We start from the raw sequence: 26,005 nt of genomic DNA, 5'->3' as shown, positions 1-26,005 counted from the left end.
TCGTCGGGCAGCGGAGTGCGCGTGAACATCCTGATCCTCGGTGCGGGCCAAGTGGGGTCCTCGGTGGCGGCGGCGCTGGCCTCCGAGAACAACGACATCACCGTCGTCGATACCGACCACCAGCGCCTGCGCGATCTGGCCGAGCGCCTCGACATCCGCACCGTGGTGGGGCATGCCTCGCTGCCCTCGGTGCTGGCCCAGGCCGGCGCCGAGGACGCCGAGCTGCTGGTGGCGGTGACCTCGAGCGACGAGGTGAACCTGCTGGCCTGCCAGATCGCCCAGCACCGTTTCCGCACCCCGACCCGGGTGGCGCGCCTGCGCGAATCGGAATACCTCGATCTTGCGGTGCTGAAGGACGCCCGCAGCTCGCCGGTCACCACCGCCATCAGCCCCGAACACCTCGTCGTGCAGCACGTCGAGCGGCTGATCGCCTATCCCGGCGCCCTGCAGGTGCTGGACTTCGCCGAGGGCCATGCCCAGCTGGTGGCGGTGCGCGCCGTCGAGGGCGGCGCCCTGGTGGGACACCAGATCCGCGAGCTGCGCGGCCATCTGCCGCCGGGGGTGGATGCGCGGGTGGCGGCGATCTTCCGCCGCGGCCGGCCGGTGAAGCCGGAGGCCGGCACGGTGATCGAGATCGACGACGAGGTGTTCTTCCTCGCCGAGCGCCGGCACATCCCGGTGGTGATGGCCGAGCTGCGGCGGGTGGAGAAGAAGCCGACGCGCCGGGTGCTGATCGCCGGCGGCGGCAACATCGGCCGCACGCTCGCCCGCAGCCTCGAGAACCGCTACTCGGTGAAGGTGATGGAACGCTCGCGCGAGCGCGCCCGGCGCATCGCCGAGGATCTGCTGAACTCCATCGTGCTGGTGGGCGACTGCGCCGACGAGGAGCTGCTGCGCGAGGAGAACATCGACCAGACCGACATCTACTGCGCGCTCACCAACGACGACGAGGCCAACATCCTCTCGGCCATGCTGGCCAAGCGCCTCGGCTGCCCGCGGGTACTGGCCCTGATCAACCGCCCCTCCTATGCCGAGCTGGTGGAGGGCGGCAGCATCGACATCGCGGTCAGTCCGCAGCAGATCACCCTTGGCGCCCTCCTGGCGCACATCCGCGAAGGCGCGCCGGCCAAGGTCTATTCCCTGCGCCGCGGCGTGGCCGAGGCGGTGGAGGTGGTGGCGCGCGGCGACCGCCGCAGCTCGCAGGTGATCGGCCGCGGGCTGGAGGAACTGGAGCTGCCGCCCTCGGCCACCATCGGCGGCATCGTGCGCGGCGACAAGCTCCTGATCGCCCACCACGACGTGGTGGTCGAGCCCGAGGACCACCTGATCGTCTTCGTGATGGACAAGCGCGAGATGCCGCAGGTGACGGCGCTGTTCCAGGCCGGAGCCACCTGGCTGTGAGCGAGGGCGTGCTGCTCGGCGAGCGTGGCCGCACCCTGCTGCGGATCTTCGGCGCCATCGTCGGGCTCTCGGCCCTGATGTCGCTGCCCTCCCTGCTCTACGCTCTCGCCAATGGCGAGGCCACGGCGGTGGCCTTCCTCGAGGCCATGCTGCTCTCCGGCGCGGTGGGTTTCGTGCTCTGGTACCCGGTGCGCCATGCCCGCTACGAGCTGCGCCTGCGCGACGGCTTCCTGATCGTCTCCGGCGTCTGGGTGATCGCGGTGCTGGTGGCGGCCCTGCCCTTCATGCTCGCCGAGCCGCGGCTCGGCCTCGCCGACGCGGTGTTCGAATCGGCCTCCGGGCTCACCACCACCGGGGCCACGGTGATCACCGGCATCGAGCAGCTGCCGCGCAGCGTGCAGCTCTACCGCATGGTGCTGCACTACTTCGGCGGCATGGGCATCGTGATCCTCGCCGTGGCCATCCTGCCGATGCTGCGCATCGGCGGCATGCAGCTGTTCCGCGCCGAGGCCACCGGCCCGCAGAAGGACAGCAAGCTCACCCCGCGCATCGCCGATACCGCCAAGGCCCTGTGGCTGGTCTACACCGGCCTCGTGGTGCTCTGTGCCCTTGCCTACTGGGTGGGCGGCATGGATTTCTTCGATGCCGCCTGCCATGCCATGGCCACCGTGGCCACCGGCGGCTTTTCCAACTACGACGCCAGCTTCGGCCATTTCGACAGCGCCCTGCTCGAGGCCATCGCCATCGTCTTCATGATCCTGGGCGGCCTCAACTTCGGCCTGCACTGGTACGCCTGGCGCCGCGCCACCCTCGGGCACTACCTCGCCGATTCCGAGGTGCGGCAGTTCCTGCGCATCGTGGTGGCGGCCAGCCTGGTGGTGGCGCTCTCCGCCTGGTGGGGCGGGCGCTTCGAGCATGGCGGCGAGGCGCTGCGGCATTCCGCCTTCCACGTGGTCTCGAACCTCACCACCACCGGCTTTGGCACCACCGGTTTCGCCGACTGGCCGGGCCTGGCGCCGCTGGGGCTCATGGTGCTGTCCTTCATCGGCGGCTGCGCTGGCTCCACCACCGGCGGCATGAAGCTGGCGCGGGTACAGATGATCGTCCGCCAGGGCCTGCGCGAGCTAAAGCAGCTGGTGCACCCCAAGGGCCAGTTCCTGGTGAAGGTGGGCGGCAAGCGGGTCTCGGAGAGCGTGGTGATCACCGTGGCGGGCTTCTGCACGCTCTACGTGCTGGTCTTCGTGGCCATCATGCTGGCGCTCACCGCCACCGGCGTGGACATCCTCACCGCCTTCGGCGCCACCACTGCCACCCTCAACAACCTCGGCCCCGGCCTCGGCGAGGTGGCGACCACCTTCCAGGCCTTCGATGGGCTGCAGCTCTGGCTGGCCAGCTTCGCCATGGTGGCGGGCCGCCTCGAGGTCTTCACCCTGCTGGTGCTGCTCACGCCGCAGTTCTGGCGCGACTGACGCCGGCATCGCGCGGCATGCCGGCGCGCAGGGCGGCGGCGAGGCGCACCGCCTCTGCCACCGGCAGGTAGGGAATGCGCAGCGGCGGGGCCATCGGGTGCGCCCCCAGGCTGTCCAGGTGCAGGCTGGCCATGCCGTGGCGGCGGTCGAAGGGTGACTGCCGCAGCTCCAGGGCATGCAGCTTGCGCACCTCGGCGAAGCGCCAGTGGCGGTCGAGCCAGCCCTGGCGGACGCTGATGACGCCGCCCTCGAGCGACCAGGCCGAGTAGCGGGCCCAGATCCGGGCCCGCAGCACCACGAGCGGCAGGAGCAGCAGCAGCCAGAGTCCGGGAAGGCCCTTCCAGGCCACCAGCAGCCCGCTGGCGGCGAGCGTGGCCAGCAGCCCGGGAAAGGCCACCCGGCGCCAGGCCCGCGGATGCAGCGGCTGCCAGTGCCGGGGCGGCCAGCTGCCCTCGGGCAGCAGCCGTTGCAGCATGCCGTCCATGGCCTCGGGCGTGGCGAGCGGCACCAGCTCGCGCAGGGCGGCGGCCTCGTTGCCGGTCTCCAGGGCGGCGCGGTCCACGCTCAGGCTGCGGCGTCCGAACCAGCGGTGCAGCAGGCTCTCGTGCAGGGTGTAGGCCTGGACGCGGCGCTTCGGCAGGTGGGCGCGCACCCGGCTCAGCAGGCCGCGCTCCACGCTCAGCTCGCGTTCTCCGGCCAGCAGGCGGAAATCGTGGAACTGCACGATGGCGAGCGCCACCGAGAGCGCCCGCACCAGGGCCAGCAGGCCGAGCAGCAACAGCAGGCTGGCAAGGCCATAGGCCAGCGGCCCCAGGTGCAGGCTGGCGGCCCAGCTCTCGCCTTCCTTGAGGCCGGCGTAGAGCTGGTTGCCGAGCGGCTTCATCACCGCATCGCCGGCCTGCGAGAGCGCGGCGAAGAGGGCCGCCACCACCAGCATGCCGCGGTTGGAGATCAGGCCGAGGCGCACGAGCTCGCGCATGGGCAGGTGCAGCCAGAGCACGGGCGCGGGCTCGGCGGGCGTGGCTGCCTCGGGCCCCTCGCCACTGGCCGCGGCGGCAGCCCGCGCGCGCTGCGCGCCCTGCCGCACCAGGGCCTCGAGGGCCCGGGCCTGATCGAGCCGGAGCACGTCCATCTGCGCCTCGGCCTGGCCGAGGCCGCCGGCCGATTCCAGCCGCACCGAGGCCACGCCGAACAGGCGGTGCAGCAGGTTCTGGTGCACGGTGACGTTCTGCACCCGGTCGAAGGGCACGAGCCGCAGGTTGCGCTGCAAAAGGCCGCTGCGGATCACCAGGGCCTGGCCAAGGAAGCCGTAGTGGTAGGTGAAGTAGCGCCACACCGCCGTGAGGGCCAGCAGGCCGGCGGCCAGCAGGCCGATGAGATCGGCGATCCCGTCCTCGCGCCGCCCGCCGCCGAACAGCAGCACCAGGAGCGGCAGGGCAAAGGCCCGCAGCTGCGCCAGCAGCAAGAACAGCCAGGACAGCGGATGCAGGCGCTGGCTGGCCGCGGCCTGCAGGGCGGCGCGCGAGGGCGGCTCAGCGGGCAGGCTCATCGTCGTGCTCGCGCTCGCCGGGCACCAGGGCATCGCGCAGGGCCTCGGCATCGGCTTCGGCAAGCCCAGGCTGGCGCAGGGCGTTCAGGCGGGTGCCGGCGGTGTGCACCACCAGGGTGGCGAGGCCGAGGTGGCGCTCGATCGGGCCGCGTTCGATGTCGAGGTGCTGCACCCGCGCCCGCGGCACCAGCACTTCGCGGCGCCAGAACCGGCCGCGGCGCACCCGCAGGCCATCGCCGTCCAGCCACCAGCGGGTATGGCGCCAGGCCAGGCCCGCCCGCCACCAGCCGAGGCCCAGGGCCAGCAGCAGGGTGCCGGGCCCGGCGATCGCCGCCGCGGCCCAGGACAGCGTGGTGGCGGCGAGCAGGGCCGCGCCGGTGCCTGCCGCGAGGCCGAGCAGCCCGGCGCCCAGCAGCGAGGCCAGGCGGAAGCTCGACAGGGCCTCCGGGGGCAGGGGGCGCCAGGGCGGGCCGCCGGGCCAGTCGGCGCCGAAATCGGGCAGGGGCGGGGGCGTGTCCGGGCTCATGCGGGTTCAGTAGCAGTGCGGCCAGTAAGGGTTGACGGCAGGCTCGCCGGGGCGGCGTGCCATGAAGCGCTTGTAGGTCCACTGGTACTGGGCCAGGGCCGGGCGCACGAAGGCTTCCACCGCGCGGTTGAGGGCATCGACCCCGGCCTCGAGGGGCGGCGCGGTGACCGCCTCCGGCAGTGCCTGCAGGCGGACGGTGAAGCGGCCGTCCGCGCGGCGTTCGGCGGCGCCGAGCACCAGCCGGGCGCCGCTGTGCCCGGCCAGGCGGTGGATCAGGGTCATGGTGAGCGCCGGCTGGCCGAAGAAGGTGGACCACAGGGCTCCGGGGCCTTCCGGCACCTGGTCGGGCGTGATGCCCACCGTCTCGCCGCGCTGCAGGGCGCGCAGCAGCGGCTTCATGCCATGGGCGTCGGCGGCCACCGCAGTGACGCCGCCGCGCTCGCGCGAGCGGCGCAGGAAGGCGTCGAGGGCCGGCGAGGCGCCGCGGGTGTAGAGCAGCGAGAAGGGGCCGCGGGCGGCCATCCACTGCACCAGGAGTTCCCAGTTGCCATGGTGCGGGGCCACCAGCAGCACGCCGCGGCCGGCGGCCTCGGCCTCGCGCAGCACGGCCTCGCCCTCCACGGCCACCACCTCGCGCAGGTTGCGTGCAGGCGGCCGCGTCCACAGCCGCAGGCTTTCCAGCACGGTGAGGGCGGTGTGTTCCAGCACCTCGGCGCGCAGCGCCGGGTCGGCGCCGATCAGGGCCAGGTTGGTGGCGACGATGCGCGCGCGCTTGCTGTTCCGGCGCAGCTCGCGGGCGGCGAAACGGCGCGCCAGGCGCCGCCGCAGGCCGCGGCCGGGCAGGCCGAGCAGCCAGGCGAGGCCGCGCAGCAGGGGGGCCGGGAAAGGCATCGACATGCCGGCAGTCTAGCGAATGCGCGCATTGACGCCGGTATGCCCGGCCCGGAGCATCGCCGCCATGATCGCCCTCATCCAGCGCGTGCGCTCGGCCTCGGTCGAGGTCGGCCAGGAAGTCCTCGGTGCCATCGGTCCTGGCCTGCTCGCCTTCGCCTGCGTGCAGCCGGGCGATACGCCGGCGCGCATCGAGCGCATGGCCGAGCGGCTCGCCGCCTACCGGGTGTTCCCCGATGCCGCGGGGCGCATGAACCTCGGCCTGCGCGAGGCCGGCGGCGGCCTGCTGCTGGTTAGCCAGTTCACCCTCGGCGCCGATACCCGCTCCGGGCTGCGCCCGAGCTTCTCCCGCGCCGCGCCGCCCGACGAGGCCCGGGCCGGCTTCGAGGCCCTGCTGGCGGCCTGCCGGGCGCGGCTGCCGGTGGTCGAGACGGGTCGCTTCGGCGCCGACATGCAGGTGGCCCTCATCAACGACGGCCCGGTCACCTTCTGGCTCGAGACCTGAACGGAAACCCGTTTTCTTTCAATCACTTGGCGGCCCATTCCGGGGCGTGGGTATAATACGCGGTTCCCGCTCTCTCCTCCTCGGTACCCCCTCCATGGCAACTCCGCGTCCGGAGCAGCAGTCCGAAATCAAGAAGCTGATCAGCAAGGGTCTGGAACAGGGCTATCTGACCTACGCCGAAGTCAACGACCACCTCCCCGACGACGTCGTCGATCCGGAGCAGATCGAGGACATCATCGGCATGATCAACAGCATGGGCATCGAGGTGCACGAAGTGGCGCCGGATGCCGAGACCCTGCTGCTGACCGACGCCACCAGCACCCGCGACGCCGACGATACCGCGGCCGAGGAAGCCGCCGCGGCGCTCTCGGCGCTGGACGCCGAGGGCGGGCGCACCACCGACCCGGTGCGCATGTACATGCGCGAGATGGGCACGGTGGAACTGCTCACCCGCGAGGGCGAGATCGCGATCGCCAAGCGCATCGAGGAGGGCCTGCACCAGGTGCAGAGCTCGCTCGCCGCCTTCCCCTGGACCATCCAGCTCATCCTCGACGACTACGCCCAGCACCAGGAGGGCAAGAAGCGCCTCAACGAGATCGTCACCGGCTTCGCCGACCTCGAGACCCCGGAGCTGTTCGGCGGCGTGCCGATCGAGGCCGCGGCCGACGAGGTGGACGAGGACGAGGACGAGGTGGAGGGCGCCGGCGAGGACGCCGAGGCGAGCAGCGGCCCCGATCCGGTGGAAGTGGCCCGGCGCATGGAGCTTCTCAAGGCCCATTACGCCAAGTTCGAGAAGACCCACGCCAAGTACGGCCCGACCGACAAGAAGACGGTCAAGGCCCGCGAGGAGATGGCCGGCGAGTTCATGAAGCTCAAGCTGCCGCTCTCCCTGATCGACGCCCTGGTGCGCAAGGTGCGCGACGTGGTGGCCGAGACCAAGGAGCACGAGCGCAAGGTGCTCGACATCGCCACCCGGCTCGCCAAGATGCCGCGCAAGGACTTCATCAAGGCCTGGCCGGGCAACGAGACCAACCTCGAGTGGGTGGACGAGATCATCCGCCGCAAGCAGAAGTGGTCCTCCGGCATGCGCGAGCACCGCGAGGCCATCCTCGCCCAGCAGCAGGCGCTGATCGCGCTCGAGAAGGCGCTGTGCCTGCCGCTTCCGGAGATCAAGGAGACCGCCCGCGCCATGGCCTATGGCGAGGCCAAGGCACGCAAGGCCAAGCGCGAGATGGTGGAGGCCAACCTGCGCCTCGTGATCTCCATCGCCAAGAAGTACACCAACCGCGGCCTGCAGTTCCTCGACCTCATCCAGGAAGGCAACATCGGCCTGATGAAGGCGGTGGACAAGTTCGAGTACCGCCGCGGCTACAAGTTCTCGACCTACGCCACCTGGTGGATCCGCCAGGCCATCACCCGCTCGATCGCCGACCAGGCCCGCACCATCCGCATCCCGGTGCACATGATCGAGACGATCAACAAGCTGAACCGCATCAGCCGGCAGATGCTGCAGCAGTTCGGCCGCGAGCCGACGCCGGAGGAACTGGCGAAGGAGATGGACATGCCGGAGGACAAGATCCGCAAGGTCCTGAAGATCGCCAAGGAACCGATCTCGATGGAGACGCCGATCGGCGACGACGAGGACTCCCACCTCGGCGACTTCATCGAGGACACCAACGCCGAATCGCCGCTGGAGAACGCCACCACCACCGGCCTGCAGGAGACGGTGCGCAACGTGCTGGCCGGGCTCACCCCGCGCGAGGCGAAGGTGCTGCGGATGCGCTTCGGCATCGACATGAACACCGACCACACCCTCGAGGAAGTGGGCAAGCAGTTCGACGTGACCCGCGAGCGCATCCGCCAGATCGAGGCCAAGGCCCTGCGCAAGCTGCGCCACCCCACCCGCAGCGAGCAGCTGCGCAGCTTCCTCGACCTCGAGTAAGCCCGGTGCGGGCCCATAGCTCAATGGTCAGAGCACGGGACTCATAATCCCTTGGTTGCAGGTTCGAGTCCTGCTGGGCCTACCACTCCACGCCACCTTCATCCCGGGCCACGCGAACCCCAGACCCGGCCTTCACGGCGGTGAAAGCCGGTGAAGCCCGGCTTCCCGGGCGCTGCGGGGCGCTGCGGGAGCGGCTAGGCTGGTGCCAGCCCTTCGCGGGAGGCCCCGATGCAGTGGAGTGATGTCTTCGCCTGGCGCAGCGAGGCGGTGCCGCTGGCCCCGGTGGAGTACAGCGGCTGGCTGGTGCTGCTCTCGGTGGCCATCGCCATGTTCGGCGGGGTGGCGGCCATGCAGCTCGTCGCCGTGGCCCGCCACGCTCCGCGCTTCGGCCGTGGCCTAGCCACCGCCGCCTACCTGGCGGCCGTGCTGGCGATGGGGGCCAGCGTCTGGAGCATGCATTTCATCGGCATGCTGGCGGTGGATCTCTGCCAGCCGGTGACCTACGACCCCACCATCACCGCGCTCTCGATCCTGCCCAGCCTCGCCGCCTCGGCGGTGGGTCTGCGCCTGTTCCTGCGCCCGCAGGCGAGTGCCCTGCAGGTGGTGCATGCCGGCGTCTGGCTCGGCGCCGGCATCGGGGTGATGCATTACAGCGGCATGGCGGCGATGCAGCTGGAGAGCCTGATCCGCTACGACCCGCTGTGGTTCGCCGCCTCGCTGGTGGTGGCGATCTCGCTGGCGATCGCCGGTCTTGGCGCCCGCGAGCTGCTGCGCCAGCGCTGGGGCCTGGCGCCGGCGCAGGTCTCGCTGGTCTCCGGGGCCATCCTCGGCCTTGCGGTCTCGGGCATGCACTACACGGCGATGCAGGCCGCGCTGTTCGTCGGCCAGATCTCCGCCGACTACGTGCCCTGGTCGAGCCGGCAGGTGGAGCTGGCGCTGGCCGTGGCAGTGGTGACCTGCGTCGTGTTCGGCGTGGCCTGGGGTACGGTGGCCCTCACCGCCTACCGCAGCACCGCGAACCGCCTGCGCGAGCGCGAGCGCCTGCTGAGCGACATCCTGAGCAACCTGCCCGGCGCCGTGGTGCGCATCGGGGTGGGGCAGACGCGCCGCCGGGTGCTGGCCTCGCCCACCCTCGCCGAACTCGTGGGCTGCGACGAGGCGCTCGGCGACCCGGGGCAGGAGTGCCGGCTCGGCGAGCGGGTGCTGGAATCGGACCGCCCGGCCCTGCAGCGGGCCATCGAGCTGGCGCTGGCCGACGGCGACCGCGAGCAGGCCACGGTGCGCCTGCTGCGCGGCGATGGTGCCCAGCGCTGGGTCAACGTCCGCGTGCAGGCGGTGACGGTGGAGCCGGGCGAGGAGCCGCTGGTCGACCTCTACCTCAGCGACGTGACCGAGGAGTACGAGATCCGCGCCCGCGAGCGCCAGCTCCTGTGGTCGATCGACCAGGTGATCGGCCGTGCCGTGCTCACGCCGCAGGGGGTGTTCCAGGAGGTCAATGCCCGCCTCGCGCAGACCCTGGGCTATGCGCCGGAGGAAATGCCGGGCCTGCCGCACCGCCTGGTCTGGCCGGAGGCCGCCGCCGGCGAGGTGGAGCGCTTCTGGAGCGGCCTGCGCGCCGGCGAGGCCCAGCATGGCGAGTTCCTGCGGGTGGCGAAGGACGGCAGCCAGCGCGTGCTGCAGGGCTGGTACCAGCCGCTGCGCAACACCGAGGGCCAGATCTATGCCGTGCTGAAGCTGGTGGTGGATGTCACCGAGCGGGCGCGGATGGTGGAGGACCTGCTCAAGACCCAGGCCGAGCTGCGCGCGGCGCTGGCCAGCCGCAGCGCCTTCTTCGCCAATGTGAGCCACGAGATCCGCACGCCGATGAACGCGGTGGTGGGCTTTGCCGAGCTGCTGCGTGACGACCTCAACGACCCGCACAAGCGGGCCCAGGCGCAGTCCATCCTCGAGGCCGCGCGCGCCCTGCTGCGCATCCTCAACGACCTGCTCGATGCCGCCAAGCTGGAGCGCGGCGAGTTCAGCCTGGTCGAGGCGCCGTTCCGCCTCGACCGCCTGCTCAACGGCCTCGTCTCGCAGTTCGGCGCCCTGGCCTCGGCCAAGGGCATCGACCTGAGGCTGGAGCTTGCGGAGGACTGTCCGCGCTGCTGGCAGGGCGATGGTGACCGGGTACGGCAGATCCTCACCAACCTGCTCGGCAATGCCATCAAGTTCACCGAGCGCGGCCACGTCACCCTGCGTGCCCGGCGCGAGGACGGGGGGCTGTGGCTCGAGGTGGAGGACAGCGGCATCGGGATCCCGAAGGACCGCCAGCAGGCCATCTTCGATCCCTTCGTGCAGGCCGATGCCGGCACCGCCCGGCGCTACGGCGGCACCGGGCTCGGCATGGGCATCGTGCGCCAGCTGGCCGAGCGCATGGGCGGCGGCGTGGCCTTGGAGAGCGAACCCGGCCTCGGCACCACGGTGCGGGTGCGCCTGCCCCTGCCGGTGCTGCCCGACGGCGCCTGCGCCGAGGCGGCGGCCACCACTGGCCCTGCCGCCACCACGACGCGGCCGCTGCGCCTGCTGGCGGTGGACGACGTGGCGCAGAACCGCGAGCTGCTGCAGGCCCTGCTGCGCCGGGCCGGCCATGCCGTGGAGGTCTACGATGCCGCCGAGGCCCTGCTGGCCCGTTACGAGGCCGAGCCGCAGGGCTGGGACGGCGTGCTGCTCGACCTGCACATGCCCGGGGTGGACGGGTTCAGCGCCTGCCGCCGCCTGCGCGCCTTCGAGGCCGCGCATGGCCTGCCGCCGGTGACCGTGTTCGCCCTCAGCGCCAGCGTGCACGAGGAAGACCGCCGCGCCGCCGAAGCCGCCGGCATGGACGGTTTCCTCGAGAAACCGATCCAGCTCGAGGCCCTGCACCGGGCGTTGGGCCAGCTCGCCGGCGCGCCCGAGCCGCCGGCCTCGCCGGCGGGCGGAGTGGCCGATGCCGCCCGCGGCGAAGCCCTGTGGGGGGCGGACTGGCTGCCCCGGTTGCGCGACTGGGTGGCCTGCAGCGCCGGCGAGTGGAGTGCCATCGATGGCTGGGCCCTGGCCGACTGGCACCGGATGGCCGGGGTGGCGGCGAATTTCGCCCTGCCCGCGCTGGCGGCGGTGCTGCGCCGCGGGGAGGCGGCCCTGAAGCTCGGCGACTCGCCGCCGGTGGCCGAGGCCCTGGCCTGTTGGGCTGAGCTGCGGCAGTGGCTGTCCACCCAGGGCGGGGCTGCCGCCCCCGCGCCAGACGGCGTCGCGTCCGGGCCGACGGCCGGGGTGCCGGACGCCGCGGCGGTCGATGCCGCGCTCGCGCGCTGCCGGCGCGCCTGCGAGGAGGGCGAGATCGACGAGGCGGCCCTGGCCGTCCTGGCGCGCGCCGATGCGCCGCGCGCCGCCGCGCTGCGTGCCGCCTTCGATGCCTTCGATTTCGATGCCGCCCGCGAAGGTCTCGAGGCTTGGCAGGCGGCCTGCCGGGCCGATGAGGAGATGACGCGATGAGCATGGGCGAAGGCGGCCTCGACTGGGGCGCCTGGGTGGAGGCGCAGGCGCGGCCGCGCCTGCTGCTGGTGGACGACGAGCCGGCCAACCTGCAGCTCCTCAAGCGCGTGCTCGAGGCCGACTACCGGCTGGTGTTCGCGCGCAGCGGCGAGGAGGCCCTGGCGCGGGTGCGGGCGGGCGCGCCGGACCTGATCCTGCTCGACGTGATGATGCCGGGCATGAGCGGCCATGAGGTGATCCGCGCGCTGAAGGCCGATCCAGCCACCGCGGGCATCCCGGTGCTGTTCTGCACCGCCCTCGACCAGGACGAGGACGAGGCCCTGGGCCTCGGCCTCGGGGCCGTGGACTACGTCACCAAGCCGGTCTCGCCGGCGGTGCTGAAGGCCCGGGTGCGCACCCACCTGCAGCTGGTGCAGCGCGGCGAGATCGAGCGCACCCGCCTCGAGGTGATCCACCGCCTTGGCCGGGCCGCCGAGTTCAAGGACAACGAGACCGGCATGCACGTGATCCGCATGAGCCACTTCAGCCGGCTCGCCGCCGAGACCCTGGGCGCCCCGGCCTCCTGGTGCGAGTTGTTGCAGGCCGCAGCGCCGATGCATGACATCGGCAAGATCGGCATCCCCGACGGCATCCTGCTCAAGCCTGGCAAGCTCGACGAGCGCGAGTGGGCGGTGATGCGCACCCACCCGCAGATCGGGGCCGAGATCCTCGGCGAGGATCCAAGCCCGCTGATCCGTATGGCGCGGCGCATCGCGCTCGAGCACCACGAGAAATGGGACGGCAGCGGCTACCCCAATGCCCTGGCGGGCGAGGCGATCAGCCTCGAGGCCCGGCTGGTGGCGGTGGCCGACGTGTTCGACGCCCTCACCAGCGTGCGGCCCTACAAGCAGGCCTGGAGCAACGAGGAGGCGGTGGCCTGGCTGCGCGAGCAGCAGGGCCGGCATTTCTGGCCCGAGGCCGTGGAAGGCCTGTGCCGCCGCCTCGACGAGGTGCGGGCGGTGCAGGCCCGCTTCGCCGACGAGCCCGGGGTCTGAGCCGCGCCGCGGCGGCTCAGTGCGGGCGTGGGCTGGGCGCGGGGAGCCGGCGCGCGGCGGCGAGGCGCATCGCCCGGATCAGCTCGGCGGCGCTGGGGTAGCGGCGGCCGGAGGCCGAGCCGCCCGAGAAGGCCCAGGCCTCGGCGAGCGTGGTGTGGCCGGCGATGGCGCGGTGGCGCAGGCGCTCCCAGGCCGGGGCATTCGGCTTGCCGAGGTAGGCGAGGATGGCGTCCTTGGTGGCCGCGGTGAGCGGGCCCTGGGGTTCCGAGCAGCCCTTGAAGATGCCGGGCTCGCGCATGGCGTCATGGGCGGCGGGGCGCTCGAGGGTGGCGGGGGCGTCGTGCATGGCCGGCTCCGGTCGGGGATGCCGGGAATCCAGCAAGTTTCGTGCCAGCCTGCTGACGCTTTTATCGTCTGGTTTCCGTCACCTCTCGTGCAGGATGTCTGACGCCGCGCCCTGGCCGGGGCGGGGACCGTCCGGCGGGTCGAGGAAGCCCTCGAAGCGCCAGGTGATGACCAGGGTGTCGCGGTGCCCGTGGCCGGCCTCCGGCTGCAGCGGGGTGGTCTCGTGCACCACCCGGGCATCGTCCAGCAGCAGGGTGGTGCCGGGCTCGGCCATGGTGAAGCGCAGGCCGGCCGGGCCCTCGGCCTCGAACACCCGGGTCTCGCCGCCGCGCACGCCGTGCCGGGCCAGCAACAGCACCGCCACGAAATCGACGCCGTCGCGGTGCGCGCCCTCGGGAGTGGGGCGGCCGATGCCATCGGTGGTGTCGATGCGGAAGGCATGCGCCTCGACGAAGCGGGGCGCGCGCCCGGCCATGCCGGCGCAGAGCCGCCCGAGCCCGGCCAGCAGGGCGGGCAGGGCCGGTTCGGCCAGCAGGGCCTCGGTGAAGGGGGCGAACCAGCGCTCGAAACCGCCGTGCAGGGCGTTGTAGTCGGTGGGCTGCCAGTGCGGGCGCTCGACACGGCGGAGGATGCGCTGGCCCGTCTCGTCCATCAGCAGCGAGGCATGGCGGCGGCGGCGGTAGCGGCCACCGTCGCGCAGATGGGGATCGGGCGGCAGCCCCTCCCAGTGGCGGGCCAGGGCGGCGAGGGCCGCGGCATCGACCCCGGTGGCCGCCGCGAGGCGGGCCGGCGAGAGTTTCACGAAGCCCTGGGCGGCCAGGGTCTCGAGGGGCGCCGCATCGTCGAGGCGCCAGCACGGGAAGGGCGTGGACATCCCGGCATTCTGCGGCCTCGGGGCCGGGGGAGGGCAGGGGACCGCGCCTCGGGCACAATGCCGCGCCCTCATCTGCTGATGCCGTACGGACCCGGACGATGCTCGAGACGATCGAAACCACCACCGGTGCGAAGCCGGTCTTCTCGGTGATCTGGCTGCACGGCCTCGGTGCCGACGGCCACGACTTCGCCCCGATCGTGCCCGAACTGGTGCGCCCGCACTGGCCGGCCCTGCGCTTCGTCTTCCCGCATGCGCCGGTGATGCCGATCACCCTCAACAACGGCTATCCGATGCGCGCCTGGTACGACATCGTGAGCCTCGATTTTGGCAAGGTGCGCGAGGACGCCGCCGGCGTGCGCCGCTCGATCGGCGAAGTGGAGGCGCTGGTCGCCCGCGAGCGCGACCGCGGCGTGCCGGCGAACCGGGTGCTCCTCGCCGGCTTCTCGCAGGGCGGGGCGATCACGCTGGCCACCGGCCTGCGCCGCGAGCAGGCCCTGCTTGGCCTGGTGGCGCTCTCCACCTATCTGCCGCTGGCCGCCGAGACACCGGCCGAGGCCACGCCGCAGGGCCTCGCCACCCCGCTGTTCATGGCGCATGGCACGCAGGATCCGGTGGTGCCGCTCGCGGCCGGGCAGAAATCCGTCGAGGCGCTGAAAGCGCTGGGCATGGAGGCGACGCTGCGCCGCTATCCGATGCCACATTCGGTGTGCGCCGAGGAGATCCGCGATCTCGGCGACTGGATGGAGGCGCGTTTCGCCAGCGCCTGAGGGCAGGCTGCGCCCCCCCGCCCCGGCCTTCAGCGCTCCTCGCGCTCGGCCAGCACGTGGGCGCCTTCCATGATCATCCGCAGCATCTGCACCATCTGCTCCACCACCTCGCCGCGGCGCTCGCGCGGCAGGTCGATGGCGGTGGCGGCCATGGCGAACACCAGCCGGGTCATGGCGGTGGCCACCAGGGCCGGGGCGTGGATCGGCCGGCCGCCGGCCTCGGACAGGCGCACGAGATCGGCGCAGAGTTCTTCCTCGAACGTCCGCAGCTCGCGCTCCACCGCGGCCTTGTAGGCATCCGAGCCGACGTTGCCTTCGCGCAGCAGGATGTGCAGCAGGCGCTCGTCGGCGTCGAGCTGCTCCATGAAGGTCTGGATCGAGGTGCGGATCACGCTGCGCCCGGGGCGCAGGCGCAGCCGCGCCTCGCGGATGATGGTGCGCAGGCTGCGGCCGCCCAGCTCGATGAGGGCGATGGCCAGCGCATCCATGTCGCGGAAGTGGCGGTAGAAGCTGTTCGGGGCGATGTCGGCCTCGCGCGCCACCTCGCGCAGGCTGAGGGTGGAGACGCTGCGGTGCGGTCCGAGCAGGCGCAGGGCGGCGGCGATCAGGTCCTCGCGGCTGATCTGCGGCTTGCGCCCGGGCTGGCCGGGGGCGGCGCGGGGCTGGGGCGGGCGGAGCGGGGTGGGCTGGGGCATGCGAAGGGACGGGCCGGGACGTGGCGCCTGAACGGTAGCACCCCGGCCGGGGGCGGGCTTTGAACACCTGTATGCACAAGTGTATAGAATCGCCCGCGCCCACCCCCGATGCTCCGCTCCTGCATGAGTGCCACGCTGTCCCTTCCCCCCTTCCGCCCGGCCTGGCACTACTGGCGCGGCCTGCTGCAGCCGGGCTGGAGCCCGTATGGCAATACCGCGCGGCTGCTGCGCCGTACGCCGGCCGCGGTGGATTCCGAGACCCTGTGGCTGAAGCCTTTCCGCCGCCTGCGCGACTGGCAGCCCGGGCAGCACCTCACCCTGGGCTTCGAACTGGATGGCCGGCGCTTCCAGCGCAGCTTCACCCTGGTGAGCCTGCCCGGCGAACGCGAACTCGCCATCACCGTGCGCCGGGTGGCCGGCGGGCGCTTCGCCGAGTGGCTGGCCCGGGCGCGGGACGGCGAGCGTCTCGCCATCAGCGAGCCCTGGGGCGGGCTGCGCTTCGCCCTGCCGCAGGCCAGCCAGCGCCTGCTGATGGCCGCGGGCAGCGGCATCACCGCCGCCATGGCCCAGATCCGCGCCGCCGCGGCCCGCGGCCAGCTCGCCGGTCTGGCGCTCGCCTACTGGGTGCGCGAGCGCGCCGAGGCCTGCTTCCTCGAGGAACTGCAGGCCCTGCAGGCGCGCTTCCCGGATTTCCGCTTCCGCCTCTTCCTCACCGGCGATGCGCCGCAGTCCGCCCACGAGGCGGCCGGCCGGCTGGAGGCCGGCCTGCTGCCCGCGCTGCCGGCGAGCCCGGAGGGGGCCGAGGTGCTGGCCTGCGGCCCTGCCGGCTTCGTGGCACGGGTCGAGGCCCTGCTGCGCGGAGCGGCCGCACGCATCGCCACCGAGAGCTTCACCCCGCCGCTCCTGCGCCTGCCCGAGGCGCCGGAGGCGAACGTCACGCTGCACCTCCGGCGCAGCGGCCGCACCCTGTCCATCCCTGCCGGCACGCCGCTGCTGGCCGCGCTGGAGGCCGCCGGCCTCACCCCGCCGCACGGCTGCCGCCAGGGCCTCTGCGGGCGCTGTGCCTGCGCCAAGGCCGAGGGCGTGCACCTCGACCTGCGCGACGACAGCCTGCACCCCGAGGCCAGCACGGCGCTGAAGCTCTGCATCAGCGCCGCGCGCAGCGACCTTGTGATCGACCTTTGATTCTGCGACCCCGGAACCCGCCCTGCATGTCTGCTGCTGCCGCCACGCCCCTGCTCACCGGGGAACGCCTCGAGGCCTTCGGCGCCGAGCTCGACGCCCTGCGCGAGAAGCACGTCCGCGACCTCGGTGCTGCCGATGCCCGCTACATCCGCCGCGTGCGCCATGCCGTGCGCTGGAGTGAGGCCATCGGCCGGCTCGCCCTCTACGGCGCGGCGCCGGCGCCCTGGATGCTCTGGCCGCTATGGTGCTTCGGCGTGTTCGCGCTGGCGGTGTCGAAGATCCTCGACAACATGGAGCTCGGCCACAACGTCATCCATGGCCAGTACGACTGGATGAACGACCCGAGCCTGCAGGGCGACCGCTTCCAGTGGGACCACCTCTGCCCCACCGAGTGGTGGCGCGAGACCCACAACCACCGCCACCACCAGTGGACCAATGTGCGCGGCAAGGACGACGACGTGGGCTACGGCCTGCTGCGCATCTTCCCCGAGCAGCGCTGGACGCCCTTCGCGCTCGGCCAGCCGCTCTATGCCCTGGTGCTGGCGGTGTTCTACCAGACCGGTATCGCCATCCAGAACCTCAAGCTCGGCAAGTACCTCAAGGGCCGCCGGCCCTGGCGCGAGTTCTGGATCGAGGCCCGGCCGCTCCTGCGCAAGCTGCCCTGGCAGGGCGGCAAGGACTACGTGGTCTTCCCGCTGCTGGCCGGCCCCTATTTCCTGCCGGTGCTGCTGGGGAACATGGCCGCCAACCTCGCCCGCAATCTCTGGACCTTCGTGGTGATCTTCTGCGGCCACTTCACCCGCGATGCCATCACCTTCACTCCGGCGCAGGTGAAGGACGAGACCCGCGCCGGCTGGTACCAGCGGCAGATCCGCGGTTCCTCGAACATCTCCGGCGGCTTTCTGATGCACCTGATGACCGGCAACCTGAGCCACCAGATCGAGCATCACCTCTTCCCCGACCTGCCGGCCCGCCGCTACGCCGCCATCGCCAGCGAGGTGCGGGCGATCTGTGCGAAGTACGGCGTGCCCTACAACACGGGCTCGCTGCCGCGGCAGTTTGGTTCGGTGCTCTGGCGCCTGTTCCGCCACGCCTTCCCCAGCCGGCCGCGCTGGGCGCCGGCGCCGGCCTGAGCCGGGGGACGATCGGCGATACTGGCGGCATGCCGCCCGCCGCCGACCGCCTCGTCCTGCCGGAGTTCTGCACCCCGCTGCGCCTGGCGGCGGCCATCGGCGCCGGCCAGCTCGTGGTGCTGGTGGTCGCCCTGGCGCCGACCCGGGCGGCGCGTTGGGATTTCATCGAGTTCGCCTCGGCCAGCGCGCTTGCCACCTGGATCGCCATCGCTTCCGCCGTGGCTCTGTGCAAGCTGCGGCCCTGGCTGCTCAGGCTGCCCCGGCACGCCGATTTCGTCGTGGCCACGGCCGTGCCGATGGGGGTCGCCGGGCTGGGGGCGGCGGCCCTGAACTACATCGCCGCCTCGCTCGGCGACTTCGTGCTGGATGCCGGCCTCAACCGGCAGTTCGTGCTGACCACCACCCTCCTGACCGGGCTCATCGCCGGGATCGCGCTTCGTTACTTTGCCGCCCAGGATCGCTGGCGGGCCCAGGTGAAGGCCCTTGCCCAGGCACAGATGGAAGCCCTGCAGGCCCGGATCCGGCCGCATTTCCTGTTCAACTCGATGAACTCCATCGCTGCCTTGGTCCGGCGGGATCCCGCCGCGGCCGAACGGGCCGTGGAGGATCTTTCCGAACTCTTCCGCGCCGCCCTGGGCCAGGGCGGGGCCGAGGGGACCCTGGCCGACGAGATCCATCTCGCCCAGCGCTTCCTCGGCATCGAGCAGCTGCGCCTCGGCGAGCGGCTCAGGGTTTCCTGGGAGGCCGAGCCCGGCCTGCCCCTGCATCTCCCCCTGCCGCGGCTGGTGCTCCAGCCTTTGCTGGAGAATGCCGTGGTGCACGGAATTGCGAGGCTTCGCGAGGGCGGCGAGATCCGCGTCATCCTGCGCGCGGACGGCCGTCGGCTCTGCATCGAGATCGGCAACCCTTATCCCGAGGGGCTGCCATCGAGGCCGGGGAACGGCCATGCCCTGGCGTCGATCCGGCAACGCCTGGCGCATCGCTTCGGGCGTGGAGCGACGCTCTTGGCCGAGGCCCGGGAGGGCTACTATCGGGTCCGGATCGAGTTGCCCCTGTCTTGAGCTTCCGCTGCCGATGGATGTCCTGATCGCCGACGACGAACCGCTGGCCCGCGAGCGTCTTGCCGCCCTCGTCGATGGGCTGGGCGGGCACCGGGTGGTGGGCGCGGTGGCCGATGGCCGGGCGGTGATCGAGGCCTGCACCGGCCCGGAGGCGCGCCCCGAGGTGGTGCTGCTCGACATCGAGATGCCCGGCATGGACGGTCTCGAGGCCGCCCGCCACCTCGCCGCGCTGGCCTCGCCGCCGGCGGTGGTGTTCTGCACTGCCTACGACGAGCATGCGCTCGCCGCCTTCGAGGCGGCGGCCGTCGATTACCTTCTGAAGCCGGTGCGCGCCGAGCGCCTCGCCGCCGCCCTGCAGCGCGCCGCCGAGCGTCGCGCCGGACGCCAGCAGATGGCGGCGCCGGCCCTGACGGGGCGGCAGCGCAGCCATCTCGCGGCGCGCCTGCGCGGCTCGCTGCGCCTGGTGCCGGTGGCCGACATCCACTACCTGCAGGCCGAAGAAAAGTACGTGGTGGTGCACCATGCCCGCGGCGAGGACCTGGTGGAGGATTCACTGAAAAGCCTCGAGGCCGAGTTCGCCCCGCGTTTCCTGCGCATCCACCGCAATTGCCTGGTGGCCCGCGAGCAGCTCGTCGAGCTGCGCCGCAATCCCGATGGCAGCGTGTACGCCCTGCTGCGCGACAGTCCGGCACGGCTGGAAGTGAGCCGCCGCTGCCTGCCCCTGCTCAAGGAAGAGCTCAAGCACCTCTAGACGCTTTGCCGAAGACCGACCGAATGCCCCAGCTCCGACTCGCCACCCGCGAGAGCGCGCTCGCGCTCTGGCAGACCGAACACGTCGCCGCCCGCCTGCGCGCCCTGCATCCCGGCCTCGAGGTGGTGCTGGTGCCGATGAGCACCCGAGGCGACCAGATCCTCGACCGCGCTCTGGCGGCGGTGGGAGGCAAGGGTCTGTTCCTGAAGGAACTGGAGGTGGCGATGCTGGAAGGCCGGGCCGATGCCGCCGTGCATTCGCTGAAGGACGTGCCGATGGAGCTCGATGGCCCCTTCGTGCTGCCGGCCATTCTCGAACGCGCCGATCCCTTCGATGCCTTCGTCTCCAATGCCTTCGACACCCTGGATGCGCTGCCGCGCGGCGCCCGGGTGGGCACGAGCTCGCTGCGCCGGCAGGCGCAGCTGCGGGCCCTGCGTCCCGACCTCGAGCTGCTCGACCTGCGCGGCAACGTCAATACGCGGCTGGCCAAGCTCGATGCCGGCCAGTACGAGGCGATCATCCTCGCCTGCGCCGGCCTGCAGCGGCTGGGCCTGGGCGAACGCATCCGCGAGCGGCTCGCTCCGCCGCGCCTTCTGCCCGCCGTGGCGCAGGGGGCGATCGCGCTGGAATGCCGGGCCGACGACGCGGCCACCGCGTCCCTGCTGGCGGCCCTCGACGACGGCGCCACCCGGGTCTGCGTCGAGGCCGAGCGCGCCATGAACCGCGCCCTGCACGGCAGCTGCCACGTGCCGGTGGCCGGCTTCGCCGAACTCTTCAACGAGAAGCTGCTGCTGCGCGGTGCCGTGGGCGATGCGGCGAGCGGCCGGCTCGTCCGTGCCGAGGCCCGGGGCAGCGCCGCCGAGCCCGAGGCCCTGGGCCGGCGCGTGGCCGAGGCCCTGCTGGCGCAGGGCGCCGGCGAACTGCTCGGGCACTAGCGCCGGCGCGCCGCCGGCGGCGGCTCAGGGGATGCGGATGTCGGCGCCAAGGTCGCTGTAGCGCACCCGTACCACCTTGCCGCGGGCGGTGTTGCCGCCGTCCACCTCGATCTGCAGCAGGGTGTCGCCCTCGCCCACCCAGGCCGTGGCGGTGGAGGGCCGCGGGTGCTGGGTGGTGAAGCGGTAGACCCTGGCCGGACGGCCGTCCACCTCACCGTCGGGCAGGGCCTCCACGGTCATCGTCTCGCGCTGCTTCCGCAGCATCTCCTCGTTGCGGTAGGCGCTGACGATCTGGTTGATCGGCACCGGCACGTTCATCATCCGGCCGCCCACCTCCATCTGCGCGGTATTGCCCACCACCACCATGGTCGGGCCGCCCTGCTCGTTGACGACGCGGTAGCGGTCGGGGGCGGCGTATTCCACCCGCACGTAGCGCTCGCCGGTCTTGGCGTCGCTCATGGTGGCGCGGAACGAGGGGGCCTCGAGGAAGCGGTCGAAGGCACGGCTGAGTTCGGCCTTGGCATCGGCCAGCACGGCGGCAGGCGCGGACAGGGCGAGCAGCAGGGCGAGGGCGGGCAGGGCGCGGGGCATGGCGGGGGTCCTCCGGGGGTGGGCCGCGACCCGGGCGGGTCAGGGCGAGAACGGAAAGTAGCGCGGGATGAAGACGATCGCCACGAGGAAGAACAGCACGTTCAGCGGCAGGCCGATGCGCAGGAAGTCGGCGAAGCGGTAGCCACCGGCGCTGTAGACCATGGTGTTGGTCTGGTAGCCCACCGGGGTGGCGAAGGCGGTGGAGGCGGCGAACATCACGGCGATCAGGAAGGGCTTGGCATCCACTCCGAGGGTGGAGGCGGTGCCCAGGGCGATCGGCGTCAGCAGCACGGCCGCCGCGTTGTTGCTCATCACCTCGGTGAGCAGGGTGGTGAGCAGATAGAGGGCGGCCAGCGCCGCCAGCGGGCCGAAGCCGCCGAGCGGCCCCAGGGTGTAGTCGACCACCAGCCGCGCCAGCCCGCTTTCCTGCATGGCGATGCCGAGCGGGAACACGCCGGCCAGCAGCACGATCACCCGCCAGTCGATGGCGGCATAGGCCTCGTCCGGCTCCAGCGCGCGCAGCACTACGAGGGCGATGCAGCCGAGGATGGCCGATTCGACGATGGGGATGATGTTGAGCGCGGCGAGCGTCACCACGGCCACCATCACCCCCACGGCGGTGAGGGCACGGCGCCAGTCGATGCGCTCCTCGTTGCGTTCGGAGACGATCACCAGCGCGGTGTCGCGGCGCAGCTCGGCCATCTCCGAGTCGGGGATGCTGAGCAGCACGAGGTCGCCGGCCGCGAGCGGCAGCGAGCGCAGCTGCTCGGCCACCCGCTCGCCGCGGCGGTGCAGGGCGATCACCCGCGCCTGGTGCTGCTGCGGCAGCGCCACCTCGTCCAGGGTACGGCCGGCGAGCCGGCTGTTTGGCGCCACCATGGCCTCGACCAGCACGGTGCGTTCCGCCTGCGGGGTGTCGAGCGAGAGGCCATGGGCGCGGGCGAACTCGGTGAGCCGCGGCCATTCGCCCTGCACCAGCAGCACGTCGCCGGCCTCGATGGCGGTGGCGCGCGGCGCCCAGTGCAGGGTCTCGCCGCGGATCAGTTCCAGCACATAGACCCGGTGGTTCTCCACCGCGCCGATCTCGGCCACGGTGCGACCCACCAGCTTCGAGCCTTCCGGCACCTTGAGCTCGGTGACGTACTTGCCGAGCTCGGCGGCCTGCGGCAGTGAGGGCGCCTCGCGTTCGGGCAGCAGGAAGGGCGAGGCGACGAGCAGGTAGGCAACGCCAAAACCGAGGAAGACCAGGCCGAGCTCGGAGAACTCGAACAGGGTGAAGCCCGGCTCGCCGGCCTGCTGCGCCAGCGAGTTCACGAGCAGGTTGGTCGAGGTGCCGATCAGGGTGCACACACCGCCCATCTGCGCCACGTAGGAGAGCGGGATCAGCATGCGCGAGGGGCTGCGCCGCGCCGCCGTGGCGGCCGCGAGCAGGATCGGCAGGAATACCGCCACCGCCGCGGTGTTGTTGATGAAGGCCGAGACCGGGGCGGCCACACCCAGCACCACGCCGAGCATGATCCAGGGATTGCGGATGCGCGCCAGCAGGCGGCCCAGGCCGAGCAGGGCGCCGCTGCGGGTGAGCCCGGCGCTCAGCACGAACATCGCCGCCACGGTGATGGTGGCCTCGCTGCTGAAGCCGCCGAGCGCCTCCTTCGGCTCCACCAGGCCGAGCAGCAGAAGGGCGCAGAGCACCATCAGCGCCACCACGTCCACCCGCAGCTTCTCGCTGACGAACAGGGCGGTGGCGGCGAGCACGACGGCGAGGGTGAGCAGGGCGTCCATGGGGTCTCCGGGGCGGAACGGCGCCGACTTTACCCTTGCGTGGCGTAGAGGCGGAGGCTTTGCCATCCTTGGCGTCCCGCCCCGGGCCCGCCGCCGATGGACCGCTACGAACGCATCCTCGCCCTGCACCGCAGCCTCAAGGCCTCCCGCTACCCGGTGCCCCTGCAGCGTCTGATGGACGAGCTCGGCTGCTCGCGCGCCACCCTCTACCGCGACCTTGCCTTCCTGCGCGATGCGCTCGGCGCCCCGCTGGAGCACGGCGAGGGCGAGGCCAGCTTCCGTTATGCCGAGAAGGAGGCCGAGCGTTTCGAGCTGCCCGGCCTGTGGCTGAGTTCGGAGGAACTGCATGCCCTCACCGCCGCCCAGCAGCTGCTCGACCGCACCGGCCCGGGCATCCTTTCGGCGGCCCTCGCCCCGCTCAAGAGCCGGATCGATGCCCTGCTGCAGCAGCATGCCGGGGGCAAGCGCTGGCCGATCGAGCGGGTGCGGGTGCTCGGCAGCGGCACCCGCCGGGTGGATGAGGCGGTGTTCCGCATGGTCGCCAGCGCCGTGCTCGAGCGCAGACGCCTGCGCTTCGACTACACCGCCCGCACCACCAATACCCGCACCCACCGCCAGGTCTCGCCACAGCGCCTCACCCACTACCGCGACAACTGGTATCTCGATGCCTACGACCACGAGCGCGAGGCCCTGCGCAGTTTCTCGGTGGACCGCATCGCCCATGCGCGCCTCGAAGACGCCCCGGCCCTCGACCTGCCGGAGACCGAGCTCGATGCCCATTTCGCTTCCAGCTACGGCATCTTCAGCGGCGCGCCCAAGGCCTGGGCCACCATCCGCTTCAGCGCCAAGGCAGCGCGCTGGGTGGCCGACGAGCACTGGCATTCCAGGCAGGAAGGGCGCTTCCTGCCCGACGGCCGCTACGAACTGCGCGTGCCCTACAGCCATGCCCGCGAGCTGCTGATGGACGTGCTGCGCTACGGCCCCGATGCCGAGGTGGTCGAACCGCTGCCCCTGCGCGAGCAGGTGCGTTCCCTGCTGCAGCTCAGTGCGAAGGTCTATGGCGACTGAGGGCAGGGGCCGCCGTGTCGCCCTGGCGCTCGGGGCCGGCGGGGCCCGGGGCCTCGCCCACATCGGCGTGATCGAGGTGCTGGAGGAGCGCGGCTACCAGGTGGCGGCAGTGGCCGGGTCCTCGATGGGCGCGCTCATCGGCGGCATCCATGCCGCCGGGCAGCTCGCCGCCTACCGCGACTGGGTCGAGACCCTGCAGCGCAACGATGTACTGCGCCTGCTCGACCTCACCCTGGGCGCGCCCGGTCTGATCCGCGGCGAGCGGGTGATCGCCACCCTGAAGGAACTGGTGGGCGAGCACCGCATCGAGGCGCTTTCCATCCCCTTCGTGGCCGTGGCCACCGACCTTGCCACCCAGCGCGAGGTCTGGTTCCAGCACGGGCCGCTGTTCGATGCCATCCGCGCCTCGATCGCCATCCCCATGGTGTTCACGCCGCATGTGGTGAATGGCCGGGAGCTGGTGGACGGCGGCCTGCTCGCACCCTTGCCGCTCGCGGCCACCCGGGCCTTCCATTGCGATGCGGTGATCGCGGTCGATCTCAGCGCCCGCGGCGAGCGGCCTGTGCCGCCCCCGCCGGCGCCCCTGCCGGAGGCCGAGATGTTCGACGACGAGCCCGAGCGCCGCACCAGCGGCTGGCGCCAGCGCGTGGCCGCCTGGTTCGGCGTGGCGGCGGCGCCGGAGACGGGCGCCACAGCCTCCGCCTCGGCGGCGGGCGGCGGCCTTTCCGGACTGCTCGACCTGATGTCGCGCTCGATGGACACCATGCAGTCGCAGATGACGCGCCTGCACCTCGCCCAGGATCCGCCCGACCTCGTGATCCGCATCCCGCGTGAATCGGCGAGCTTCTACGAGTTCTGGCGGGCGCGCGAGCTGCGCGAGCTCGGCCGGCGCATCGCCGCCGAGGCCCTCGACGCCTGGCCGGGCTGAAGCCTCCGGGCCTCCGGCCGGGCCAGGCCTTTCCCCTTCAGCGCAGGTCGACGTAGCAGCGTTTCTTGTGGCGGGGCGCGGGATCGGTGCCGAAGGCGCGGTTCGAGCACTCCACCCCGTTGCGGAAGGAACGCACCACCTCGCGCCCGTCATCCGCGGCGTAACGCACCGCGCGGCGGCCGCGGAAGCTGCAGAACTGGTCCTCCTCGGCGCAGTAGGACCAGGCGCCGCCGCCCCAGCCCTCGGCCTGGTACTCGCACTGCTTGCTGCGGCCCGGGGCCGGGTCGCCGAAGCTGCGGTTGTCGCAGCTCACGCTGCCGCCTTCGAAACGGCGGAAGGTGTATTGCCCGTTGGCGCCGTAGCGCACCGTGGCCGGGCCCGGCAGGCGGCAGATGCCACCCTCGCGGGCGCAGGCGGTCCAGGTGCCGCCGCCCGGGCCGGGTCCCGGGCCGATGCCGCCATGGCCGTAGCGCACGTCGCAGTGCTTGGTCACCCGCGGCGCCGGGTCGCCGAAGGTCTGTACGTCGCAGCCGACAGGGCCGCCGCGCACCTCGCGTTCGTAGTAGCGGCCATCCGCGCCGAAGCGCACGGTGGCCGGGCCCTGCACCTGGCAGACGCCGCCCTCGCGGGCGCAGCGGCTCCAGCCGCCGCCGGTCTCGCCGCCGCCCCAGCCCCCCTCCTCGTAGTAGCGCACCTCGCAGGCCTTCTCGCGGCCATGGGCTGGGTCGCCGAACAGGGTGTTGTCGCAGCGGAAGCTGGCGTTCCTCACTTCGCGGTACACATAGCGTCCCGCCGCGCCATAGCGCACCACGCCCCAGCCACGCACCTGGCAGCGCTCGCCCTCACGGGCGCAGAAGGTCCACCCGCCCTGCCAGCCGCCGGGGCCCCAGCCGCCGGAACGCGACTTCGAGGGTACGGGCTCGGCGCCCAGTTCCGGGCCGATGTAGCCGTCCGGCGGTGGCGACTGGGCGAAGGCCAGGCCCGCGGCGGCGAGCATGAGGCCGGTCAGGGTGGCGCGGGCGGCGGGCAGCATGGCGGGGCTCCTTGCAGTCGGATGCGCATG

At 72.3% G+C, this 26,005-nt stretch carries 23 protein-coding genes and 1 tRNA gene; 15 read left to right on the top strand and 9 right to left on the bottom strand.

Annotated features, from left to right (window positions below; translation table 11 throughout):
• Window positions 1–21 precede the first annotated feature (21 nt).
• Together trkA and G408_RS0109050 are read left to right on the top strand one after the other, a co-directional pair.
• Window positions 22–1,401, top strand: a complete 1,380-nt coding sequence (gene trkA / locus G408_RS0109055) for a Trk system potassium transporter TrkA (protein WP_028770826.1) — start codon at window positions 22–24, stop codon at window positions 1,399–1,401.
• Window positions 1,398–2,870 (top strand): TrkH family potassium uptake protein, encoded by a 1,473-nt coding sequence (locus G408_RS0109050; protein ID WP_211226665.1) that lies wholly within the window; start codon window positions 1,398–1,400, stop codon window positions 2,868–2,870. The genes trkA and G408_RS0109050 overlap by 4 nt, the downstream gene beginning before the upstream one ends.
• Here the strand turns inward: G408_RS0109050 and G408_RS13985 are convergent.
• Genes G408_RS13985 through G408_RS0109035 form a run of 3 tightly spaced genes read right to left on the bottom strand, consistent with a single transcriptional unit; the run spans window position 2,845 to window position 5,842 of the window.
• Window positions 2,845–4,419, bottom strand: a complete 1,575-nt coding sequence (locus tag G408_RS13985; protein ID WP_037412890.1) for a PH domain-containing protein — start codon at window positions 4,417–4,419, stop codon at window positions 2,845–2,847. The genes G408_RS0109050 and G408_RS13985 overlap by 26 nt on opposite strands.
• The gene (locus G408_RS0109040; protein WP_028770824.1) at window positions 4,403–4,945 is read right to left on the bottom strand and encodes a PH domain-containing protein; all 543 of its coding nucleotides are present in this window, start codon (window positions 4,943–4,945) and stop codon (window positions 4,403–4,405) included. Before G408_RS0109040 ends, G408_RS13985 begins: the two co-directional genes overlap by 17 nt.
• 6 nt (window positions 4,946–4,951) lie before the next feature.
• A complete protein-coding gene (locus G408_RS0109035; protein ID WP_028770823.1) occupies window positions 4,952–5,842 on the bottom strand; it encodes a lysophospholipid acyltransferase family protein in 891 nt (296 codons plus the stop codon).
• A gap of 61 nt (window positions 5,843–5,903) precedes the next feature.
• Here G408_RS0109035 and dtd point away from each other — a divergent pair, with 61 nt between their 5' ends.
• The 5 genes from dtd (at window position 5,904) to G408_RS0109010 (ending at window position 12,827) form a co-directional block, all read left to right on the top strand.
• On the top strand, window positions 5,904–6,341 hold the full coding sequence (gene dtd, locus G408_RS0109030; RefSeq protein WP_028770822.1) for a D-aminoacyl-tRNA deacylase: 438 nt from the start codon (window positions 5,904–5,906) through the stop codon (window positions 6,339–6,341).
• A gap of 94 nt (window positions 6,342–6,435) precedes the next feature.
• On the top strand, window positions 6,436–8,283 hold the full coding sequence (gene rpoD / locus G408_RS0109025; RefSeq protein WP_028770821.1) for an RNA polymerase sigma factor RpoD: 1,848 nt from the start codon (window positions 6,436–6,438) through the stop codon (window positions 8,281–8,283).
• Between the two features lie 9 nt (window positions 8,284–8,292).
• A tRNA-Ile gene (locus tag G408_RS0109020) sits at window positions 8,293–8,368 on the top strand.
• Window positions 8,369–8,511: 143 nt separating this feature from the next.
• On the top strand, window positions 8,512–11,793 hold the full coding sequence (locus tag G408_RS0109015) for an MHYT domain-containing protein (protein WP_028770820.1): 3,282 nt from the start codon (window positions 8,512–8,514) through the stop codon (window positions 11,791–11,793).
• Window positions 11,790–12,827 carry a response regulator gene (locus tag G408_RS0109010; RefSeq protein ID WP_245584297.1) on the top strand — a complete coding sequence of 346 codons (1,038 nt, stop codon included), beginning with the start codon at window positions 11,790–11,792 and terminating at the stop codon, window positions 12,825–12,827. The genes G408_RS0109015 and G408_RS0109010 overlap by 4 nt, the downstream gene beginning before the upstream one ends.
• A gap of 16 nt (window positions 12,828–12,843) precedes the next feature.
• Here G408_RS0109010 and G408_RS0109005 read toward each other — a convergent pair whose 3' ends face one another.
• On the bottom strand, window positions 12,844–13,173 hold the full coding sequence (locus G408_RS0109005; RefSeq protein ID WP_028770818.1) for a hypothetical protein: 330 nt from the start codon (window positions 13,171–13,173) through the stop codon (window positions 12,844–12,846).
• A 78-nt stretch (window positions 13,174–13,251) separates the two neighbouring features.
• The gene (locus G408_RS13980; protein ID WP_051282824.1) at window positions 13,252–14,046 is read right to left on the bottom strand and encodes a 2OG-Fe dioxygenase family protein; all 795 of its coding nucleotides are present in this window, start codon (window positions 14,044–14,046) and stop codon (window positions 13,252–13,254) included.
• 98 nt (window positions 14,047–14,144) lie between these two features.
• Between G408_RS13980 and G408_RS0108995 the strand changes: the two genes are divergently transcribed.
• Window positions 14,145–14,813 (top strand): alpha/beta hydrolase, encoded by a 669-nt coding sequence (locus G408_RS0108995; protein ID WP_028770817.1) that lies wholly within the window; start codon window positions 14,145–14,147, stop codon window positions 14,811–14,813.
• A 29-nt stretch (window positions 14,814–14,842) separates the two neighbouring features.
• Here the strand turns inward: G408_RS0108995 and fabR are convergent, their stop codons facing one another.
• Window positions 14,843–15,508, bottom strand: coding sequence for an HTH-type transcriptional repressor FabR (gene fabR, locus G408_RS13975; RefSeq protein WP_051282823.1), 666 nt, complete (start codon window positions 15,506–15,508; stop codon window positions 14,843–14,845).
• A 123-nt stretch (window positions 15,509–15,631) separates the two neighbouring features.
• Between fabR and G408_RS0108985 the strand changes: the two genes are divergently transcribed.
• From G408_RS0108985 to hemC, 5 genes are read left to right on the top strand one after another with little or no spacing between them, the layout of a single operon-like run.
• Window positions 15,632–16,693, top strand: coding sequence for a flavin reductase family protein (locus tag G408_RS0108985; protein WP_051282822.1), 1,062 nt, complete (start codon window positions 15,632–15,634; stop codon window positions 16,691–16,693).
• A gap of 26 nt (window positions 16,694–16,719) precedes the next feature.
• A complete protein-coding gene (locus G408_RS0108980; protein ID WP_028770815.1) occupies window positions 16,720–17,826 on the top strand; it encodes a fatty acid desaturase family protein in 1,107 nt (368 codons plus the stop codon).
• Between the two features lie 29 nt (window positions 17,827–17,855).
• Entirely contained in the window at window positions 17,856–18,887 is a 1,032-nt protein-coding gene (locus G408_RS0108975; RefSeq protein WP_028770814.1) for a sensor histidine kinase, read from the top strand.
• 13 nt (window positions 18,888–18,900) lie between these two features.
• A complete protein-coding gene (locus G408_RS0108970; RefSeq protein WP_028770813.1) occupies window positions 18,901–19,638 on the top strand; it encodes a LytR/AlgR family response regulator transcription factor in 738 nt (245 codons plus the stop codon).
• A 23-nt stretch (window positions 19,639–19,661) separates the two neighbouring features.
• Window positions 19,662–20,573, top strand: a complete 912-nt coding sequence (gene hemC / locus G408_RS0108965) for a hydroxymethylbilane synthase (RefSeq protein ID WP_028770812.1) — start codon at window positions 19,662–19,664, stop codon at window positions 20,571–20,573.
• Between the two features lie 24 nt (window positions 20,574–20,597).
• Here the strand turns inward: hemC and G408_RS0108960 are convergent, their stop codons facing one another.
• Window positions 20,598–21,164: a hypothetical protein gene (locus tag G408_RS0108960; protein ID WP_028770811.1), complete on the bottom strand. Its 567-nt coding sequence runs from the start codon at window positions 21,162–21,164 to the stop codon at window positions 20,598–20,600.
• Between the two features lie 39 nt (window positions 21,165–21,203).
• Window positions 21,204–22,946, bottom strand: a complete 1,743-nt coding sequence (locus tag G408_RS0108955) for an SLC13 family permease (protein ID WP_028770810.1) — start codon at window positions 22,944–22,946, stop codon at window positions 21,204–21,206.
• Between the two features lie 96 nt (window positions 22,947–23,042).
• On the opposite strand from G408_RS0108955, the gene G408_RS0108950 reads away from it, so the two are divergent.
• Together G408_RS0108950 and G408_RS0108945 are read left to right on the top strand one after the other, a co-directional pair.
• A complete protein-coding gene (locus G408_RS0108950; RefSeq protein WP_028770809.1) occupies window positions 23,043–24,014 on the top strand; it encodes a helix-turn-helix transcriptional regulator in 972 nt (323 codons plus the stop codon).
• Window positions 24,004–24,942: a patatin-like phospholipase family protein gene (locus G408_RS0108945; protein WP_028770808.1), complete on the top strand. Its 939-nt coding sequence runs from the start codon at window positions 24,004–24,006 to the stop codon at window positions 24,940–24,942. Before G408_RS0108950 ends, G408_RS0108945 begins: the two co-directional genes overlap by 11 nt.
• A 37-nt stretch (window positions 24,943–24,979) precedes the next feature.
• On the opposite strand, the gene G408_RS14825 is transcribed toward G408_RS0108945, so the two are convergent.
• Complete coding sequence (locus G408_RS14825) at window positions 24,980–25,975, bottom strand: hypothetical protein (protein WP_051282821.1); 996 nt, start codon at window positions 25,973–25,975, stop codon at window positions 24,980–24,982.
• Between the last annotated feature and the right edge of the window lie 30 nt (window positions 25,976–26,005).

This window comes from Silanimonas lenta DSM 16282 (assembly GCF_000429065.1).
GTDB lineage: Bacteria > Pseudomonadota > Gammaproteobacteria > Xanthomonadales > Xanthomonadaceae > Silanimonas > Silanimonas lenta.
The sequence above is the reverse complement of the archived record's forward strand: the minus strand, read 5'-3'. Positions and strand labels throughout refer to the sequence as shown.

What these genes read in the sequence shown, in the direction of transcription:
- G408_RS0108985 (WP_051282822.1), top strand. Translation starts at nt 15,632, where the DNA reads ATGAGTGCCACGCTGTCCCTTCCCCCCTTCCGCCCGGCCTGGCACTAC.
- G408_RS0108980 (WP_028770815.1), top strand. Translation starts at nt 16,720, where the DNA reads ATGTCTGCTGCTGCCGCCACGCCCCTGCTCACCGGGGAACGCCTCGAG.
- G408_RS13980 (WP_051282824.1), bottom strand. Translation starts at nt 14,046, where the DNA reads ATGTCCACGCCCTTCCCGTGCTGGCGCCTCGACGATGCGGCGCCCCTC.
- G408_RS0109010 (WP_245584297.1), top strand. Translation starts at nt 11,790, where the DNA reads ATGAGCATGGGCGAAGGCGGCCTCGACTGGGGCGCCTGGGTGGAGGCG.
- G408_RS0109005 (WP_028770818.1), bottom strand. Translation starts at nt 13,173, where the DNA reads ATGCACGACGCCCCCGCCACCCTCGAGCGCCCCGCCGCCCATGACGCC.
- G408_RS14825 (WP_051282821.1), bottom strand. Translation starts at nt 25,975, where the DNA reads ATGCTGCCCGCCGCCCGCGCCACCCTGACCGGCCTCATGCTCGCCGCC.
- G408_RS0109040 (WP_028770824.1), bottom strand. Translation starts at nt 4,945, where the DNA reads ATGAGCCCGGACACGCCCCCGCCCCTGCCCGATTTCGGCGCCGACTGG.
- G408_RS0109015 (WP_028770820.1), top strand. Translation starts at nt 8,512, where the DNA reads ATGCAGTGGAGTGATGTCTTCGCCTGGCGCAGCGAGGCGGTGCCGCTG.
- G408_RS0108955 (WP_028770810.1), bottom strand. Translation starts at nt 22,946, where the DNA reads ATGGACGCCCTGCTCACCCTCGCCGTCGTGCTCGCCGCCACCGCCCTG.
- G408_RS0108970 (WP_028770813.1), top strand. Translation starts at nt 18,901, where the DNA reads ATGGATGTCCTGATCGCCGACGACGAACCGCTGGCCCGCGAGCGTCTT.
- G408_RS0108950 (WP_028770809.1), top strand. Translation starts at nt 23,043, where the DNA reads ATGGACCGCTACGAACGCATCCTCGCCCTGCACCGCAGCCTCAAGGCC.
- G408_RS0108975 (WP_028770814.1), top strand. Translation starts at nt 17,856, where the DNA reads ATGCCGCCCGCCGCCGACCGCCTCGTCCTGCCGGAGTTCTGCACCCCG.
- dtd (WP_028770822.1), top strand. Translation starts at nt 5,904, where the DNA reads ATGATCGCCCTCATCCAGCGCGTGCGCTCGGCCTCGGTCGAGGTCGGC.
- hemC (WP_028770812.1), top strand. Translation starts at nt 19,662, where the DNA reads ATGCCCCAGCTCCGACTCGCCACCCGCGAGAGCGCGCTCGCGCTCTGG.
- G408_RS0108945 (WP_028770808.1), top strand. Translation starts at nt 24,004, where the DNA reads ATGGCGACTGAGGGCAGGGGCCGCCGTGTCGCCCTGGCGCTCGGGGCC.
- G408_RS0109035 (WP_028770823.1), bottom strand. Translation starts at nt 5,842, where the DNA reads ATGTCGATGCCTTTCCCGGCCCCCCTGCTGCGCGGCCTCGCCTGGCTG.
- G408_RS0108995 (WP_028770817.1), top strand. Translation starts at nt 14,145, where the DNA reads ATGCTCGAGACGATCGAAACCACCACCGGTGCGAAGCCGGTCTTCTCG.
- G408_RS13985 (WP_037412890.1), bottom strand. Translation starts at nt 4,419, where the DNA reads ATGAGCCTGCCCGCTGAGCCGCCCTCGCGCGCCGCCCTGCAGGCCGCG.
- rpoD (WP_028770821.1), top strand. Translation starts at nt 6,436, where the DNA reads ATGGCAACTCCGCGTCCGGAGCAGCAGTCCGAAATCAAGAAGCTGATC.
- G408_RS0108960 (WP_028770811.1), bottom strand. Translation starts at nt 21,164, where the DNA reads ATGCCCCGCGCCCTGCCCGCCCTCGCCCTGCTGCTCGCCCTGTCCGCG.
- fabR (WP_051282823.1), bottom strand. Translation starts at nt 15,508, where the DNA reads ATGCCCCAGCCCACCCCGCTCCGCCCGCCCCAGCCCCGCGCCGCCCCC.